The following is a 16,441-nucleotide window of genomic DNA, read 5'->3' on the forward strand; positions in this document are numbered from 1 at the left end:
CGGCCACGCTCAGGCCGCCATCGCCAGCGCTGCGCGCTCGATGGCTTTGCCGGACAGGCGGTGGCGCTGACGCAATTGCGCCGGGGTGCCGGAGTGCGGCTCGCCGGTGACACCGAGGCGAAACACCCGTGTCTCGCGCCCGACCCGGGCGGCCACGGCATCACCGAGCCCGCCATTGAGATGATGATCTTCCACCACCAGCAGGCCACCGGTTTCGCGCCCGGCGCGCAGCAGGGTCTCCACATCCAGGGGCTCGATCGAATAGGCGTCGATCACCCGGGTGGGCACTCCGCTCTCCAGCAGTTGCACATGCGCATCCAGGGCCTCGGAGACAGCCACGCCCGCGGCCACCAGAGTCAGGCGATCCTGATCGGAGGCGATCAAGGTCTTGCTGCCACCGATGGGAAAAGCCTCCTCGGACTCATAGAGCACCGGGGTCTTGCCGCGGGTGGTGCGCAGGTAGGTCAGGCCGGGTTGCTCCAGGGCTTGCTCGGTGAGCCGCTCGGCGCTGACGGCATCACTCGGATAGAGCACTGTTGCACCGTCGAGGGCGCGGAACATGGCGATGTCCTCCAGTCCCATCTGCGAGGCGCCGTCCTCGCCGATACTCACGCCGGCATGGCTGCCGACCACCAGCAGATGCGGCGGGCGCGAATGCGCGGCCATGCGCAGAAAATCATAGCCGCGACTGAGAAAGGCGGCGAAGCTCGACACGCAGGGCCGCTTGCCACTAACAGCCAAGCCCAGGGCGGTGCCGATCATGTTCTGTTCGGCGATGCCGGCGTCGATGAACCGGTCTGGATGCTGCGCGGCGAATGCCTGGGTCTTGGTCGAATGGCGCACGTCGCCATCCAGTACGATCAGGTCTTCGCGCCGCGCACCGGCGCGCGCTAGTGCGCTGCCGAATCCGCTGCGCGTCGCCGCCAGCTCGCCACGTCGTTCGGGCTGTGGTGATGCCGGCTGCACAGGGGGCATAACCGCGGCCGGAGCCAGCGCAGGTGGTGGCGACACCGGCACCCGCCGCGGCGTGATCTGAATGCCCTGGGCAGGCGCCTGGATTTCGTTGAGCGCGGCCTCGCATTCCTCGGCCGATAGCGCCTTGCCGTGCCAACCATCGGCACCGGCGAGGAATGACACCCCCTGGCCTTTGACGGTGCGGGCGATCAAGGCCCGTGGCTGTTCCTCATCCACAGGACTCAAGGTCCGCACAATGGCATCAAGGTCATGACCGTCGATGACCTCGGCTGACCAGCCGAAGGCGCGAAACCGCTCGGCCAGCCGATCCGGTTCATTGGCCGTTGGTGAGGGGCCGCTTTGTTGCAGCCCGTTGGCATCGACCAGGGCGGTGATGGCGCCCAGGCGCTGGGCGGCGGCGAACTGGGCGCTTTCCCACACCGAACCTTCGCTGCATTCGCCGTCGCCCAGCAGGCAATAGAGCCTGGCGTCGATGCCGTCGAAGCGGTTGGCCAGGGCCATGCCATTGATGATGGACAGTCCCTGGCCGAGGGATCCCGTGAGAGCAGGCACCCAGGGATTACGCGGAGATGGGTGCCCCTCGAGCGTGCTGTCGAGCTGGCGCAAGGTTTCCGGGGACTCATCGAGGGCGCCGGCTTCGTGCAAGGCGGCCCAGAGAATCGGCGCCGCATGCCCCTTGGAGAGCAGAAAGCGGTCCTGATCACGTCCGCCGGGGTCGCTGGGGTCCCAGCGCATGCGCTGGAAGAAGAGCGCGCTGACCAATTCCGCCGCCGAGAGCGCGGAAGTGGGATGGCCGGAACCCGCCGTTGTCGTCATGCGCAGCACATGGGCGCGCAAGCGCGCGGCGGTGGCGGAAAGCGCCGGATCGACGACCGCGTCGGGCCGCGCGGACGCGGTCTCCGGCGCAGCATCTCGACCGGGATCGTTGGAAGCGTGCGGGTCTGTCATAACTCCTCCGTCTTGCGATGGCGCCGATTGACGCCCTCGTTGAAACCCTCCACCTAAGGCAGGTCTACCTCAGGCAGGTCTGCGGCAATCACGAGCTCGCCGTTCGCCAGCGCATCGTGACCGTGGGACTGGGGCACTGGACTGAGTGGGCCATCCGCTCAGCGGGCGACACCAAAACCCTCATCCTGGGTGTAGGGCGGAATCGGCAGGCCGGCGATCTGAAGCCCCTGGAGGACTGGGCCTTGGGGGAACAATCGGCGCAGATGACGACGCCCGCCCTGCTCGGCGAATTCGACGTCGAGGTGATCGGAGAGGTCACGACCGCTGCCTGGCATACCATGTTCGAGATAATGGTCGCGCAATATCGCGATCACCTGCCAGTGCGCATCGCTCATCCCGATACCCAGTGACTCGGCAATGCGATGACCCTCCTCGGGGGTCCAGTCTTCGAGTTCAATCTGCCGGTCGGGGCGGCGGGGGCTTGAAGTATCAGGGTTGTCGATGATCTTTCCCGTGTCTGACATGATCCATTTCCTCTTTTTGCTTCATAAACGGGGTTGAGGAAGCAACCGCTGTGCCGATCCCGATGCGCTAGGGGCGAACCCCCGCCATCTCGCGCGCGAACAGGCGCTCCGCGCCGCCTCGGTCGGCGCGTCGCCGAGCCATCACAGGGGGATTTCCACCGCCGCCGGTGGAAATCCCCCGGACGCTTCACCCCGAACAATCCGCCCGTCTGTCATCGGGCAGCTTGTCCGCCACCTCGGCGCCGCGGTCGCCGCGCGGGCGCGACGGGCCGATGGTGCTGTCGCGCGCGGTTTGACGCTCGGTTTCGGCATTGATGCAGGCGCCCAGAATCACCGCCAGCGCCGAAAGGTACAGCCACAGAATCAACACGATGACGGCGCCCAATGAGCCGTAGGTCGCGCTGTAGGAACCGAAATTGGCGACATAGAAGGAAAATAGCCCGGATGCGCTCAGCCAGAGCACGCCGGCAACCAGGGAACCGACCGGCAGCCAGCGCCAGCGCGCGGCCCGGCGCGAGGGCCCAAAGCGATACAACATGGCCAGCGCGAATAGCCCCACTGCGGCCAGCAGCGGCCAGCGCAGCCAAGCGGCCAGCACCTCGGATACGGCGCCGAAGCTGAGCAGATTGATCAACACCGGCACGGCAACCGTTGCGACAATCGCCACGGCGAAGACCAGCACCAAAAAGAAGGTGAGCCCAAAGGCTTGCAGGTTGAGCAGAAAAAATCCCCGGCGCTCCTCCTCGTCGTAGGCGGCATTGAGCGCGATGATCAGCGCCCGGGTGCCGCGGGTCGCGCCCCACACCGAGAGGGCCACGGCCCCGGCCAGTCCCAGCCCAAGGGCTTGTTTAGGGCCGTCCACGGCACTGTCGAGCCGCGCCGCGATTAGGTCATGCACCTGCTGCGGGAAGAGCGCCCTCATGGCATCGAACTGCGAGCGGATCTGCGCCGCGTCGAACATCAGGTCGTAAGTGGTCACCAGCGCGGCGATCGCCGGAAACAGCCCCAGCAAACCATAGAAGCCAACGCCTGCGGCGATCAGGCTCAAATCCTCGCCGAAGAACCGTCGTGTCACCCGTTGCCCGATCCGCCACCATCCAAGCAGTGGGATCTGCACGGGTGTTGCGGCCTCTTCACCGGGAAAACCTGGGGCTTGAGGGTCATGGTCTGTGGTAGTGGTTGATGTGCTTTGCATTGATGGGGTTCTCCAGCATGTGATCTATCACTCGGGTACCGCCGAGACGTCATCACCAGAGTCCGGCCTGTCCGAGAGTCAGCAGCAATGCGTTTAGCAAGAACCGGTCCGATTGGATGAGCCAGTCGCGCTCCTCGAGCAGGTCCTAGCGTGCGTGCTGCCAGTAACTGCGCATGCGCCGCTCAAGGTGCTTGGGTTTCTCCGCGTATAGGCGCACGCCAAGCGCATGCGCCTGTTGGCGCAACTGCGCGCGACGCTGTGCCGCCAACGCCAAGAGGGTCTTTTCATTGTCACCGCTTGGGCTCAAGTCCTCGGCATCGGCGAGTGTTTGCTCGAGCACTGCGATGTCGTGCGCGTCGCCAAGCCAGTCGCCAAGACGCTTGACCTCGCGATGCGTCGCCTTGAGCAGCTTCGGCCAAGCCGGGCGCAGCAGCCGAATGTGATAGCGCAGGTATTTGGCGCGCTTGCGCCAGTCGTGAAAGGTTTCAACGCTTGGCTCGGCATCGGCCTTGGCCATTGCCCGGCGCCCGCGTTTGTAGGTTTTTGCCAGTCCGGGACCGATCAGCGGCCAACCCGCGTCCTCGTCGCTCACGCCCGGAAGCGACCAGGCCAGAACCCGCTCGCGCGCCTCGGCTAGAACGGCCCCTGTCGCTTGGAGCTGATCACCCAGGGGCTGGATGTTTGCCGCGAGTCGCTCGTGATGGGATTCCAGCGCGCGGCGAATGGGCAGCAGGGATTCCGGCGCGAGGTTGGCGCGAAAGTGCGCAATCAAGGCGTCGAAGGTCTCGATCGCCGCCTCGGCGTCACGCAGCCGCGACAGTTCCGCCGCGACATCGCGGAATGCGGCGTTCTCCTGCTTGTAGAGTTCCGGCACCGCCGGTCGCACCAGCCGCAACAAACCGCGCAGCTTCTTGCAGTCCTTGCGAATTTCATGAACCCGTTCGGGGTCGCTGACCCCCGCGGTGTCAATCTGCCCGAGCGCATGATCGACGCGCTCCAGGGCAATGCGGCGAAGCTCGTCGTCGAGCGGTCGGGTCAGGTCAAATTCATAAGCCATGGTGGCGCTCCCGTCTAATGTGCAGGCCGCAAGGATCGAGGGACGGATCAAGACGCGGCATAGGGACGGCCAACCGTGTCGTAGCGCACCACTTCCAGACGCGCATTGATCGGGACATTGGGATCGAACGGCGGCGCCTTGTCGATGAAATCGGCGGGCAGGTCCGCGCACACCTGGCGCGAGACCCAGTCGATGTCCGTGATGGTATCGACCGCAATTAGCACCTTTTTCGACAGCGGCAGCCGCGAGCTGTCCACTACCAGGGCGTAAAGCGCCCAGCTACTGTCATCGACGATGAAGTCAACCACACGGCCAATCTTCTCGGGCTCCTCACCCTCGTCTTGCGCTTCACCGGCAAGCAGGCTGTAGCCGATCACCTCCCGCACCGAGCGCAGATGGACATCTTCCGTCTCTTTGGAAGGGTCAGAGTCTGATTCGCTGTCGTCAGCCACGGCTGCGCTCTCACCCACTACCGGCTCCAAGCGCGCATCCTGCGTACTGGTCAAGCTTGTGGGCACCGGAAAATCGCCCCACAGTCCGCTGCCCAGCCAATAATCCGGCAGCGCGTGGAAACTGTTGTAAGCTTGCTCGTAGCGGCGCGAAATCGGGGCATCGTCCTCCAGCGGCGGGCTTTGTTCGATCTGGTTCTGGGTGAGCTTCACCGGTAGACGCTGAAGTTGCCAGTCCGGGCTGTCGAGGTGTGCCGGTGAGATCAGCACCTGGCGCCCGGACAGCCAGCCACCGGTATCGGCCACCATGTAACGCAGCGTCCAGCGCTCGTCGTCGAACAGGAAATCCTTGCACCGCCCGATCGCACCATCAAGCGCTTCAAGACGATAGCCCTCGGGCTCGGACAAACTTCTGAGCATAGCAACCTCCGTTGATCTGACGCGGATGACCGTGGCACCCGTCGCCGCGCTCCATTGATGACAGGTGCTCCACTGCTGTGCAGCAATCAGGTGGTTTGCAGCAATCGGGCCAACCGGGCAAGAACGTCTCTATCGGAAGCCTTACGATGCTCAAGTCGCTCCCGTGGGCGTAGCGATCCGACCAGCATCGGTTCATCTGCCCCAGGGCTCGGTGCATCTGCACCAGCAAAGGTAAAATGGAGGGGGAGGCGCGGGATGCCCGGCGTGCCGTCGCCATCAAAGATTTGCGTGCCCATATCCGAGACGCGGGTCATCACCTCGAGATTCAACCGGCCGTTGTCCGGCACGTGAATATTGGGCATATCGCCAAGGTGCGGTCCGGCTTCGCGAAGATAGCCGTGTGCATTCAGTGTCTCGCTGGTGAGATGACCACGAGCGGATTAGAACGGCGGTTCACACACACCCGTTCCATGAAGATGAAAGGCATGCACGCCGCTCGGCAGGCCGTCAAGCTTTGCGTAAAGCAGTACCCCATTCGGAGTCTCGGCCATGGTGATTTCTCCGACCTTGCTGCCGTCGCGATCTTGCAGTTGGGTTTCGCCCAAGGTGGCTGCGGCGCCGGCCGGAAGGCTGAGTATCATTCCGAGGCAGGTCGCGCCCGCGAAGACTTTGCGACCCCATCAAGGGTTCCTATCCACCACCTCCGGTGGAAATGCCCCGGCGCTGGTGCAAGCCGATCTGGGGATCGCGATTGGCGCCGGCACGGATGTCGCGGTCGAGTCCGCTGACGTCGTGCTAGTCGAATCCGACCCCAGGCGCGTTGCCGATGTGATCGAGCTGTCCCGCGCCACCTACGCCAAGATGATCCAGAATCTGTTCTGGGCCAGCGGCTACAACGCCGCCGCCATCCCGCTCGCCGCCGGTGTCGGCTACGGCGCCGGCATTGTGCTGAGCCCAGCGCTCGGCGCGGCGCTGATGTCGCTGTCCACCGTGATCGTTGCCATCAATGCGAAGCTGCTCGGGCGCTTCAAGCCCTCGGTCGCCTGAAATTGTCACCGATTGCGTTGTCATATTTGACGACGGACAGCGTCGCCCTCCGCCTCTTAGCCGCGTTACATGCTGACCGGTAGGCAACAAGAAGTGACCACACCCTGGTGGTTTTTGCCTGTGTCTCTGGTTTAACGGAAAGACGATCGTCCAGAAATGACTTGAAACAATTTGATCGGCTGAGAGACAATGTATCTCAGCAAGGCACACTGTTAGGAAGGAGGTCATGATGGCTACCACGTCGATGGTTCATGTGCGTATTGACGAGCAGATCAAGGTGCAGGCCACGGAAACATTGGCGGCCATGGGATTATCGGTCTCCGATGCGGTTCGGGTTTTTCTAACCCGCGTAGTGGCTGATCAACAGCTCCCGTTTGCGCTGAAGGTACCGAACGCAGAAACGCGCGCGGCCATGAGCGAGGCTGATGCCATCGCCAAGGCGCATCGTGCTCGTTTCGAGAGTGCTGAAGACCTGTTCGATGACCTCGAGAAAAACAGCGTCAAATAAGCGCGCGTGGCTCCCGCGTGCCTCTGATTATTCGAGGAGTTTTCTTAAGGATTGGGTACGTCTTACCAGGTCCGGGCGATTCGACATGAATCGCCTCAAGGAGGCGATGTTGCTGCTTATCGCTAACGACGCGCCGCTAGCGCCAGAATGGAAGGATCATCCTTTAGAAGGCGAGTGGTCAGGGCACCGAGAGTGCCATATCGGTGGAGACTTTTTGCTGGCATACCGAATCGATGATGTTGGTAAACATGATCAAGTGATTTTTGTGCGCACAGGAACACATGCAGAATTGTTTAAGTAAGCAGTGGTCGTTATGTTCGTTGGCCGAGCACCTAACCGCGACCTAGCCTGCGCGCTGGGCCTGGGGATCACGATCATCGCCGCGGCGCCAGATGTACAGCGCCGGGATCGCCAGCGTGGTCAGCAGCGTGGAGGAGATCAGGCCGAAAAACAGCGATGTCGCCAGCCCCTTGAAGATCGGGTCGAGGATGATGAAGAGCGCGCCGATCATCGCCGTGACCGCCGTGAGCAGGATCGGGCGGAAACGTACCGCGCCGGCTTCAATCACTGCCTCGCGCACCCTGGCGCCAGCCTGCCGGCGTGACTCGATAAACTCGATCAAGAGCACGGAGTTGCGCACGACGATCCCGGCCAGAGCAATGAAGCCGATCATCGAGGTCGCGGTGAATTTGGCGCCGATGACCCAGTGACCGACCACGATGCCAAGCAGGGTCAAGGGCACGGGCAGCATGATCACCAGCGGCAGCTTGAACCGACCGAAGTGACCGACCACCAGGGCATAAATCAGCACAAAGGCGCCGAGGAAGGCCAGCCCCATATCGCGGAAGGTGGTGTAAGTGATCTCCCATTCGCCGTGCCAGAGCAGCACCGGACGCTCGGGCGACACCGGCTGGCCGCGCAGCCGGACCGCGATATCGACATCGGCCGCCCGCAGTGCCTGCTGCACCTGCAGCATGCCGTAGAGCGGCGCCTCGCGCTTGCCGGCCAGCGTCGCCTGCACCATCACCAGGCTGCGCCCGTTGCGCCGAAACACCGGCCGCTCGGTCTGCGCGGACTCCAGGTTGACCACCTGAGCGAGTTCGACCAGCCCCTCGGCCGCGGCAACCGGGGCGGATAGCAGCGTGTCCAACTGGCCCCGATCACGGCGCCCTAGTTCAATGATGACAGGCCAAGCGCCGTGGGCCGCGCGCTCGGTGGTCGGCTCCAACGCGCGGCCGCCGAGCAGCAGGTCGAGTTCACGCAAGACCGCTCGCTCGGAGACGCCGAGGCGCTCCAAGGCCGCCTGATCGGGCCGCAGGTGCAGGCGCTCACGCCGCACGCCGATGCTGTCGTCGATATCGACGATGAAATCGACCTCGTTAAAGGCCGCGCGCACCGCGCGCGCGGCCGTGCGCCGGCTCTGTGGATCGGGACCATAGACCTCGGCCAACAGGGTCGCAAACACCGGTGGTCCTGGCGGCACCTCGACCACCTGGATCGCCGTGCCCCGCGGCGCCGGCACATCAGCGATGCGCTCGCGGATCGCCAAGGCGATGGCGTGGCTGCTGCGCTTGCGCTCGGCGGCCGGTGACAGGTTGACCTTGATGTCGCCCTGAAACGGCAGCTCGCGCAGATAGTACTGCCGGATCAGGCCATTAAAGTTAAACGGCGCCGAGGTGGCCACATAGCGCTGCAGGCTGGTGATCTCCGGCATCGGCGCCAGGCGGTTGCCGATAGCGCGCAGGACGCGGTCGGTCTGCTCGGCGGTGGCGTTCTCCGGCAAATCGACCACCACCTGGATCTCACGCTTGTCATCGAACGGCAGCAGCTTGACCGTCACCGCGGATACGGCGAACAGCGCGAAGGAAGCCAGGGTGGCGAGCAGCACGACCAGCAGGAACAGCGCCGCGCGCCGGCGGGTGCGCAGCACGGGCGCCGCCATACGTCGGTAAAGGGCGCCTAAGGGATCGCCGTCACCACGACCGGGTTGAGACTGGCGCAGCGGCAGACGCAGCCCGCGCAAGCGCAGTAGTAGCCAGGGCGTGGCGGTTAATGCCACCGCCGTCGAGAAGATCACCGCCGCCGACGCATTGGCCGGGATCGGCGCCATATAGGGCCCCATCAGACCGGTTACCGCCAGCATCGGCAGCAGCGCCGCGATGATGGTCAGGGTCGAGATGAGGGTCGGGTTACCGACCTCATCGACAGCGCGCACCGCCATGGCCGCAGCCCGCGCGTGATCATCGGGGGGCTGTCCGCCCCAGTGCCGGGTGATGTTCTCCACCACCACGATGGCGTCGTCAACGAGGATGCCAATGGCAAAGATCAGCGCGAACAGACTGACCCGGTTGATGGTGTCGCCGAAGGCCCAGAGGGCGAAGAAGGTCAGCAAGATCGTGGTCGGGATCACCAGGGCGACAACAAGCGCCTCGCGCACCCCGACCGCCGCTGCGATCAGCACGACAATGGTTAGGGTCGCGCCGACCAGCTGCCACAGCAGCGCGCGGGCGTTGTCGCTGGCGCTTTGGCCATAGTTGCGGGTGATGCTCACCTCCATGCCGGCGGGGATGATGTCCTTGCGCGCGGTCTCCAAGACCTGCAGCGCCGCCTCGGCCACCGCGACACCATTGGCCCCCGGGCGCTTGCCGATCGCCAGCACCGCCGCCGGCCGCGCGGGCTGCAATGCGCCGTCCTCGGTGGTCTCCTGATGCCAAACCAGCGGTCCCGGCTGCGGCGGCGCGATCAGGGTCCGGGCCAGGTCGCGCACATAGACCGGGCGGCCGTCGCGGGTGGTGACCACCAGGTTGCCGAGGGTGCTGGGGTCGGCGAGTCCGCCGCCGAGCTTCAGTGCCTGACGCCCGGCCTGCGGCGAGAGCAGATCGCCGGGCGCCAGGGTCTCGTTGGCGGCGGCGATGCGCTCGACGAGTTCGCTGGCACTCACGCCCCAGCGGGCCAGTGCACTCGGGTCCGGTTCCACCCGCAGCTGCGTGCCGCCGGCGCCGACCAGGTAGGTCAGGCCCACGCGGTCGATGGTGGCCATGCGCCAGCGCAGCTCCTCGGCGATGTCCCAGGCATCGGCTCGGCTGTAACGCTCGGCGGCCGCTGCGGTTGGTGCGACGGTGAGCGTCACCACGGCCACGTCCTCAATGCCGCGAGCGACGATCAAGGGCTCGGGGATACCGGCCGGTCGGCGCTCGCCGTTGGCGCCGATGCGCTCGATCACGCGCAAGGCCGCATCATCGCTGCTGGTGCCGGGATAGAAGCGCAGCGAAATCACCGCCTGGCCTTCGCGGCTGCGCGAGTAGACGTGGTCCACGCCCGCGATTCCGGTGACGATGTCCTCGACCGGGCGCGTGATCGCCTCCACCACATCCTGCGCCGACAGTCCCGGCGCCGGCACGATCACCTCAACCAACGGCACCGGGATCTGCGGCTCCTCTTCGCGCGGCACCAGCGTGATACCCACGACACCGAGCACCACCGCAATCAGAATCAGGATCGGCGTCACCGGGTTGTCGATGAAAAAGGCGCTGATGCGCCCCGCCAGGCCCAAGGCGCCTGCCGACGGCTGCTCCTGATCCGATGGCTGAGGCTGGTCGCGTGCCGTCATGGCGCAACCAGACGGTCGCCGGTGCGCAGACCCGAGAGGACGGTCATCCGCGCACCCCGGCGCGCGCCGAGCTGGATCAAGGTTCGCCCGTGATCGGCACGCTCAACAAAGGTCAGACCATGGCGGACGCTGATCAGCCGCTCGGGCACCAGGAACCGCTCGACCTCCTCCAGTCTCAGCCGGACTGCCACCCGACGCCCAAGCGGCAGCGGGGGTTGATCCTCGGGCAAGCGCAGGTCAGCCTCGACCCGGCCTTGGTGCACTTGCGGATACAGGTGCACAAGTTCGGCCTCTTGCGGACCCGAGGCCGTCTCCAGGGTCAGCGCCATGGCTTCCTGAAGCCGGTCCAGGTGGCGCTCCGGCACGGCGACGCGAATCACCGCCGGCGCTGCGGCAATGCGCGCGATCAGAGCACCGGGCTGCATCTGACTGCCATTGGCGGGCATCACCTCCATGACCCAGCCGGTGGCCGGCGCCGGGATGTCGCCGCGCCGGCGGCGCGCAAGCAGGGTGTCGACCTCGGAGTCGGCGGCGTCGACCGCGTTGTCAGCCGAGACGGCTGCCTCGCGGGCGTCGTCGAGATCAGCCTGACTCATCACCTGGTCGGCGTGAAGCTCCTCGGCGCGGGCCAGCGCCCGACGCGTGCGGTTTTGCCGGGTTTCGGCTTGGGCACGCTTCGCCTTGGCCACGGCAAGGCGCGCGTCGAGCTTCACCGGCTCCACCCGCGCGATGATCTGGCCATCCTCAACCGGATCACCCTCATCGACAGCGAGATCGCGCAACAGACCGGCGATGCGCGCCCGCGCTTCCGGGCGCTCCACCGCACGCACCTGCGCATGCACGACACGGCTCACAGCGACCCGTTCCGCCGCGACGAGGTAGCCTGTTTGATCGCTCTTGTCACCGCCCGTGCCGGCTTCTCCGCCAGCTTCTCCGCCAGCTTCTCCGCCAGTTTCGCTCCCAGCTTCTCTCCCAATTTCTCTCGCAGCCCCACTGCCGGAACCAGCGCCGTCCGTCGCGTCCGCCATGGCGGGCGCGACCATGACCAAGCCGGTCAGCAGCAGCGCCAGCCCGAGTAGGCGACATCCTGTCGCGCAAGGCTGACCAGGCTGCCGCTGCCTGGCTTGAGGCGGTATGGTTCGCATTGGGGTTGCTCCTTGTCTTGATTGCGGATTGGGTCTTGACTCCGGATGGGTCGTGACTGCTGATGGGTCTTAAAGGCGGATAGCTCTCGACTTCCCCGTAATCACGGGGCTTGGTGCTGGCGTGATGCTAAAGGGTGTACGCATTCAGCGAGCCGAGACCCGATGATCCGAAGGCTTCGCCCGACTGCAAGCAGACACCGTGCCAGTTGACTATGCCGCCGGACGCCGAGCAGCCGGATCGTCGTGCGCCCGCGCTTGAGTAGTTCATAACAACCCGAATACGGTTTAAATCAACCGGGCTTTATCAACCCATTCGGCGCTGATTAACCAGCAACGCGAGACAGCGCGTGGTCGGATCGCTCGGCAAGCCGAACGGCGCCGTCTCAGATCAAAAATGATTCGCAAGAGGAGCCTAGGACGCAGACTGGGGGGTTTGAACCATCACCGGGGCATTTGCACCCGGTCGCTAGGAAGCAGCACCCGAACCCGGGCCGAGTGGATCGCTGCGGCGGCGACAGCCCATGCTAGCCTGGCTTGGCCTGAGCCGTGGCGCCGGCCTTTCTCACCACTGGCACCCGACGCGTTTTCGCCATCCGGCAACATCGGCATCCTCTTTGCAGAGACTGGGTCGGCGCGGGCGCGTCCGATCAATTAAGGGACGCCGCCCGCGCCGCGACAATCCATGCATTCCGCTAAAGAAGGAGCCGAATCCCATGGCCGATTCGACCAATGGTCTTCACGAAGACCCTGCTGAACTCAGCGCACTGACCCGCGATATGCACCGCGCCCTGGTCTCTCTGCAGGAGGAGCTCGAGGCAGTCGACTGGTATCGCCAGCGCGCCGAGGCCTGTCGCGACGGTGAGTTGCGCGAGGTCCTGCTGCACAACATGCGCGAGGAGATCGAGCACAGCGCCATGGTGCTGGAGTGGCTGCGCCGCCGCGATGGGGAGTTCGACAACCAGCTGCGCACCTATCTGTTTAGCCAGGTGCCGATCACCGAGGCCGAGGACGCCGCCACCGAAAGCGAAGCCCCAGCGGGCGAAGCACCGGCGGGCGACGACGCTGGCGCACCCGCGTCACTGACCCTTGGCAGCCTGAAATAACCCAACAGGGAGGAGCACTGATGAGCGATTTGAACCGCAACGCCGCCGGACTGCCCGAATCGGTGTGGGAACGCATTGACGCGAGCGCGCTTGAAGCCGCCTCCGAGGTGCTGACCGGGCGCCGTTTCCTTGATCTTGATGGTCCTTATGGCATTGGCCTCACCAGCCTGGAGATCGGCCCGGAAGCGCGGGTCGATGCCGATGATGACGTCGACCTGGCCGCCACAATCGGCAGCCGCGCGCTGCCGGTGCCCATGGTGCAGCGCGCTTTCCACCTGAGCCGCCGCCGCGTCGAGGGCCATCTTGGACTGGGCCTGCCGCTCGACCTTCGCGCCGCCGAGGACGCGGCCGAGGCAGTCGCGCGGCGCGAGGAGCACATTATCTATCAGGGTGTCCCGGAGCTGGGACTCGAGGGGCTGCTGACGGCCAAGGGCCGCGCCAGCGCCAACTGCGGCGACTGGGTGCAGGTCGAGCAGGCCATCGATGATGTCCTGGGCGCCGTGAATCAGCTCGATGCGAACGGCTTCGGTGGCCCCTATGCGCTGGCACTTTCCCCGGCGCGTTATAACGCACTCTTTCGCCGTTACCAGGGCAGCGACATGCTCCAGGTCGACCACCTGCGCCGCCTCTGCGAGGCCGGTGTCTACAAGGCCGCGATCAACGGCGCGGTGCTGGTCGACCCACGGGTCGGCGAGCTGAAGCTCGGCCAGGACCTGCGGGTCGGCTTCGCCGCCAGCGATGGAATTCACCTGCAATTGTTCATTTCCGAAAGCCTGGTCTTTCTGCTCGATGACCCGCAGGCCATTTGCACGCTGGAAGAGACGAGCTGACCGCCATGAGCCGCCGAGCGGCGGTGGCCCGGGCACCTTGATGGCTGCTGGCCTGGCCTCTGCTCGGGTCGCCAGTATCGGTTTTTAGTATCAATCCTTTGTATCCGGAGGCCAGTTGTGATGACCTCACTTCTCTCTTATCCCTGGATTCTGACGGCTTGGCTGTTACTCGCGGGTGCGTCGCTGGTCACGCTGGCCGTCGATCTGCGTCGTGCCAATCCCGAGATCGCCGGCTTGATGCAATGGGTCTGGCTGCTGACAGTGGCCTACTCCGGCCCGCTCGGCTTGGCCCTGTATTACTGGTCCGGGCGCAAACAGATCCCGCGCGATGATCTATGGCGACGCGCCTGCCGCTCCACCGCCCATTGCTATTCCGGCTGTGGAGGCGGGGAAATCGCCGGCGTTTTGATCGCCGCGGGTCTCCTGAGTCTTGGGAATCTGTGGGTCGCGGGGCTAAGCTTCCTGCTCGCCTATGTGGCCGGGTTCGCGCTCACCGCAGGCCCCTTGATCCAAGAGGGGGTGGCGACACGCCAAGCTCTGCGCGATGCCTTTATCACGGAAAGCGCCAGCATCACAGTGATGGAAATCACGGCAATCAGCGTCGATCTCGCCCTTGCCGGAAAGGCCACCATCGCCGAGCCCTTGTTCTGGAATTCCCTGATCATCTCGCTCAGTCTTGGCTTCGCTGCCGCCTATCCGGTCAACGCGCTGCTGATTCGCCTCGGCGTCAAGCAGGGGATGCATGATCCGAGGGCCATGGCGGCGCACGCCCATTGACCGGCGCCATAACCAGGAGCACCCCATTCGATGTCGCAGCAAGCCGTGAGTCTCTTCGCTGGTATCGGCGCGCTTTCCCTGGCGGCACACTGGCTCGCCTGGCGCCTGCGTCTGCCGGCCATTGTTTTTCTGCTCGCCGCCGGCATCGTCGCCGGCCCCCTCACGGGCTGGTTGAATCCGGATGCCCTGTTCGGCGAACTGTTGTTTCCCATCGTGTCCCTGGCGGTGGCGATCATCCTGTTCGAGGGCGGTCTGAGCCTGCATCTGCACGAGGTCCGCGGGCTGGAAGCGCCCGTGCGACGGCTGTTGACGCTCGGAGTGATAGTCACCTGGGCCAGCACCACGGCACTGGCCTGGTTCTTCGTCGATCTCTCACTCCCGCTGGCGGTGCTCTTCGGCGCCATGACCGTAGTCACCGGCCCCACCGTCATCGGGCCGCTGCTGCGCAGCGTGCGTCCGAGCCAAAAAGTCGCACGCGTGCTGCGTTGGGAGGGCATCGTCATCGACCCCATCGGGGCCTTGATCGCGGTGCTGGTGTTCGAGTTCGTGCTGAGCACCGGCGGCCAGGTCAGTCTGGGAGCTTCCCTGCTGACCTTCGGGCTGCTGCTGATGGTCGGCCTGCTGATCGGCGCCTTGGCCGGCTGGGTCACCGGGGAGGTGCTGCGGCGCTTCTGGCTGCCTGGCTATCTGCACATTCTCGCCACTCTGGTTGCGGCCATCGGCGTGTTTTATCTCGCCAACCAGATTCACGCCGAATCCGGGCTGCTGGCGGTCACGGTGATGGGCATCTGGCTGGCGAACATGCAAGGCGTTCCCCTGGACGACATCCTGCCGTTCAAGGAGAACCTCAGCCTGATGCTGATCTCCGGGCTCTTCGTGCTGCTGGCGGCGCGGCTGAACCCGGCGGCCATTCCGGCCCTGGGATGGGGTGTGGTCGGCTTGCTCTTCGGGATGCAGCTGCTCGGTCGGCCATTGGCGGTGCTGGCAAGCACCTGGGGCACGTCGCTATCCTGGCCGGAGCGCGGACTGCTCGCCTGGATCGCGCCGCGCGGTATCGTGGCCGCCGCGGTCTCGGCACTGTTCGCGCTGCGCCTCGACGAAGCGGGCCACGCGGGCGCCGAGGCATTGGTTCCCCTGACCTTCCTGGTAATTTTGTTCACGGTCATCCTGCAAAGCGCCACGGCCAAGCCGCTCGCGGCCTTGCTCGGCGTGCGCGAGCCTCCACCGCGTGGCGTCTTGATTGTGGGAGCCAACCTGGTCGCGCGCGCGATCGGAGACGCCTTGCAGCGGCTGAACATCCCGGTGTTGCTCACCGACCCCAACTGGGACCAGATCGCGGAGGCGCGACTACAGGGCTTGCCCGCCTATTATGGCAACCCGACCTCCGAGCACGCCGAGCTGAATCTGGAGCTGACCGGCCTGGGGCTGTTGTTCGCCCTCTCGCCGCGCGCTGATCTCAATACGCTGACCAGCCTGGAGTTCGGCAAGGTGTTCGGCCGCAACAAGGTCTATCGGCTGCCGCCGGGCGAGCGCGACCCGCGTTTGCCGGCGGAAATCCGCCGCCGCCATCGCCGCGACCAAACGCTGTTCGGAACCCAGATCACTTACGCCAAGCTCGCCAGCCTGCTAGGACAAGGGGCCGAGATCCGCATCACGACGCTCACCGCCATGTTCGCCTGGGAGGACTATCTCAAGGAACATCGGGGACAGGTGACCCCGTTGTTCGCGGTCAATCCACAGGGCAATATCCTGCCCTTTGATGGCAGTGACCAACCCCGACCGCACGCCGACTGGAAGGTGGTCGGGCTGGTTGGCTCGAGCGAGTCGGCAGATCAGGACGCTGACTGAATGAT

At 65.1% G+C, this 16,441-nt stretch carries 17 protein-coding genes; 8 read left to right on the plus strand and 9 right to left on the minus strand.

What is annotated here, in order from left to right:
• Positions 1 to 9: 9 nt before the first annotated feature.
• From Thiosp_RS15760 to Thiosp_RS15790, 7 genes are all read right to left on the minus strand, one after another.
• A complete protein-coding gene (locus Thiosp_RS15760) occupies positions 10 to 1,923 on the minus strand; it encodes a transketolase (protein WP_201066776.1) in 1,914 nt (637 codons plus the stop codon).
• Positions 1,924 to 2,081: 158 nt separating this feature from the next.
• Complete coding sequence (locus Thiosp_RS15765; RefSeq protein WP_201066774.1) at positions 2,082 to 2,447, minus strand: TusE/DsrC/DsvC family sulfur relay protein; 366 nt, start codon at positions 2,445 to 2,447, stop codon at positions 2,082 to 2,084.
• A 187-nt stretch (positions 2,448 to 2,634) separates the two neighbouring features.
• A complete protein-coding gene (locus Thiosp_RS15770) occupies positions 2,635 to 3,522 on the minus strand; it encodes a YihY/virulence factor BrkB family protein (RefSeq protein ID WP_323696533.1) in 888 nt (295 codons plus the stop codon).
• Positions 3,523 to 3,787: 265 nt separating this feature from the next.
• Positions 3,788 to 4,699 (minus strand): CHAD domain-containing protein, encoded by a 912-nt coding sequence (locus Thiosp_RS15775; protein WP_201066771.1) that lies wholly within the window; start codon positions 4,697 to 4,699, stop codon positions 3,788 to 3,790.
• A 47-nt stretch (positions 4,700 to 4,746) separates the two neighbouring features.
• On the minus strand, positions 4,747 to 5,568 hold the full coding sequence (locus Thiosp_RS15780) for a hypothetical protein (protein ID WP_201066770.1): 822 nt from the start codon (positions 5,566 to 5,568) through the stop codon (positions 4,747 to 4,749).
• 86 nt (positions 5,569 to 5,654) lie between these two features.
• The gene (locus tag Thiosp_RS15785) at positions 5,655 to 5,930 is read right to left on the minus strand and encodes a hypothetical protein (RefSeq protein ID WP_201066769.1); all 276 of its coding nucleotides are present in this window, start codon (positions 5,928 to 5,930) and stop codon (positions 5,655 to 5,657) included.
• Between the two features lie 78 nt (positions 5,931 to 6,008).
• Positions 6,009 to 6,173, minus strand: a complete 165-nt coding sequence (locus Thiosp_RS15790; protein ID WP_323696534.1) for a hypothetical protein — start codon at positions 6,171 to 6,173, stop codon at positions 6,009 to 6,011.
• A gap of 64 nt (positions 6,174 to 6,237) precedes the next feature.
• Here Thiosp_RS15790 and Thiosp_RS15795 point away from each other — a divergent pair, with 64 nt between their 5' ends.
• The 3 genes from Thiosp_RS15795 to Thiosp_RS15805 all read left to right on the plus strand — a co-directional run bounded on the left by Thiosp_RS15795 (position 6,238) and on the right by Thiosp_RS15805 (position 7,424).
• A complete protein-coding gene (locus tag Thiosp_RS15795) occupies positions 6,238 to 6,615 on the plus strand; it encodes a hypothetical protein (RefSeq protein WP_323696535.1) in 378 nt (125 codons plus the stop codon).
• A gap of 226 nt (positions 6,616 to 6,841) precedes the next feature.
• On the plus strand, positions 6,842 to 7,123 hold the full coding sequence (locus Thiosp_RS15800) for a type II toxin-antitoxin system RelB/DinJ family antitoxin (RefSeq protein ID WP_242518565.1): 282 nt from the start codon (positions 6,842 to 6,844) through the stop codon (positions 7,121 to 7,123).
• The gene (locus Thiosp_RS15805) at positions 7,095 to 7,424 is read left to right on the plus strand and encodes a type II toxin-antitoxin system YafQ family toxin (protein WP_201066767.1); all 330 of its coding nucleotides are present in this window, start codon (positions 7,095 to 7,097) and stop codon (positions 7,422 to 7,424) included. Before Thiosp_RS15800 ends, Thiosp_RS15805 begins: the two co-directional genes overlap by 29 nt.
• A 42-nt stretch (positions 7,425 to 7,466) precedes the next feature.
• Here Thiosp_RS15805 and Thiosp_RS15810 read toward each other — a convergent pair whose 3' ends face one another.
• Positions 7,467 to 10,733: an efflux RND transporter permease subunit gene (locus Thiosp_RS15810; protein ID WP_201066766.1), complete on the minus strand. Its 3,267-nt coding sequence runs from the start codon at positions 10,731 to 10,733 to the stop codon at positions 7,467 to 7,469.
• Positions 10,730 to 11,587 carry an efflux RND transporter periplasmic adaptor subunit gene (locus Thiosp_RS15815; protein ID WP_201066764.1) on the minus strand — a complete coding sequence of 286 codons (858 nt, stop codon included), beginning with the start codon at positions 11,585 to 11,587 and terminating at the stop codon, positions 10,730 to 10,732. The genes Thiosp_RS15810 and Thiosp_RS15815 overlap by 4 nt, the downstream gene beginning before the upstream one ends.
• A 33-nt stretch (positions 11,588 to 11,620) precedes the next feature.
• Here Thiosp_RS15815 and Thiosp_RS15820 point away from each other — a divergent pair, with 33 nt between their 5' ends.
• The 5 genes from Thiosp_RS15820 to Thiosp_RS15840 all read left to right on the plus strand — a co-directional run bounded on the left by Thiosp_RS15820 (position 11,621) and on the right by Thiosp_RS15840 (position 16,436).
• Positions 11,621 to 11,812 carry a hypothetical protein gene (locus Thiosp_RS15820; RefSeq protein ID WP_201066762.1) on the plus strand — a complete coding sequence of 64 codons (192 nt, stop codon included), beginning with the start codon at positions 11,621 to 11,623 and terminating at the stop codon, positions 11,810 to 11,812.
• A gap of 779 nt (positions 11,813 to 12,591) precedes the next feature.
• Positions 12,592 to 12,981 (plus strand): encapsulin-associated ferritin-like protein, encoded by a 390-nt coding sequence (locus Thiosp_RS15825; RefSeq protein WP_201066761.1) that lies wholly within the window; start codon positions 12,592 to 12,594, stop codon positions 12,979 to 12,981.
• 20 nt (positions 12,982 to 13,001) lie between these two features.
• On the plus strand, positions 13,002 to 13,811 hold the full coding sequence (locus Thiosp_RS15830; protein ID WP_201066758.1) for a family 1 encapsulin nanocompartment shell protein: 810 nt from the start codon (positions 13,002 to 13,004) through the stop codon (positions 13,809 to 13,811).
• Positions 13,812 to 13,931: 120 nt separating this feature from the next.
• The gene (locus Thiosp_RS15835; RefSeq protein WP_201066756.1) at positions 13,932 to 14,588 is read left to right on the plus strand and encodes a DUF4396 domain-containing protein; all 657 of its coding nucleotides are present in this window, start codon (positions 13,932 to 13,934) and stop codon (positions 14,586 to 14,588) included.
• Between the two features lie 30 nt (positions 14,589 to 14,618).
• Positions 14,619 to 16,436 (plus strand): cation:proton antiporter, encoded by a 1,818-nt coding sequence (locus Thiosp_RS15840; RefSeq protein ID WP_201066754.1) that lies wholly within the window; start codon positions 14,619 to 14,621, stop codon positions 16,434 to 16,436.
• Positions 16,437 to 16,441: the final 5 nt, after the last annotated feature.

The organism is Thiorhodovibrio litoralis, assembly GCF_033954455.1.
Lineage (GTDB): Bacteria > Pseudomonadota > Gammaproteobacteria > Chromatiales > Chromatiaceae > Thiorhodovibrio > Thiorhodovibrio litoralis.

Excerpts from the sequence above, each read along its gene's own strand:
- Thiosp_RS15805 (WP_201066767.1), top strand. The coding sequence starts at position 7,095 with ATGACCTCGAGAAAAACAGCGTCAAATAAGCGCGCGTGGCTCCCGCGT.
- Thiosp_RS15840 (WP_201066754.1), top strand. The coding sequence starts at position 14,619 with ATGTCGCAGCAAGCCGTGAGTCTCTTCGCTGGTATCGGCGCGCTTTCC.
- Thiosp_RS15760 (WP_201066776.1), bottom strand. The coding sequence starts at position 1,923 with ATGACAGACCCGCACGCTTCCAACGATCCCGGTCGAGATGCTGCGCCG.
- Thiosp_RS15835 (WP_201066756.1), top strand. The coding sequence starts at position 13,932 with ATGACCTCACTTCTCTCTTATCCCTGGATTCTGACGGCTTGGCTGTTA.
- Thiosp_RS15800 (WP_242518565.1), top strand. The coding sequence starts at position 6,842 with ATGATGGCTACCACGTCGATGGTTCATGTGCGTATTGACGAGCAGATC.
- Thiosp_RS15775 (WP_201066771.1), bottom strand. The coding sequence starts at position 4,699 with ATGGCTTATGAATTTGACCTGACCCGACCGCTCGACGACGAGCTTCGC.
- Thiosp_RS15785 (WP_201066769.1), bottom strand. The coding sequence starts at position 5,930 with ATGCCCAATATTCACGTGCCGGACAACGGCCGGTTGAATCTCGAGGTG.
- Thiosp_RS15780 (WP_201066770.1), bottom strand. The coding sequence starts at position 5,568 with ATGCTCAGAAGTTTGTCCGAGCCCGAGGGCTATCGTCTTGAAGCGCTT.
- Thiosp_RS15810 (WP_201066766.1), bottom strand. The coding sequence starts at position 10,733 with ATGACGGCACGCGACCAGCCTCAGCCATCGGATCAGGAGCAGCCGTCG.
- Thiosp_RS15830 (WP_201066758.1), top strand. The coding sequence starts at position 13,002 with ATGAGCGATTTGAACCGCAACGCCGCCGGACTGCCCGAATCGGTGTGG.
- Thiosp_RS15765 (WP_201066774.1), bottom strand. The coding sequence starts at position 2,447 with ATGTCAGACACGGGAAAGATCATCGACAACCCTGATACTTCAAGCCCC.
- Thiosp_RS15825 (WP_201066761.1), top strand. The coding sequence starts at position 12,592 with ATGGCCGATTCGACCAATGGTCTTCACGAAGACCCTGCTGAACTCAGC.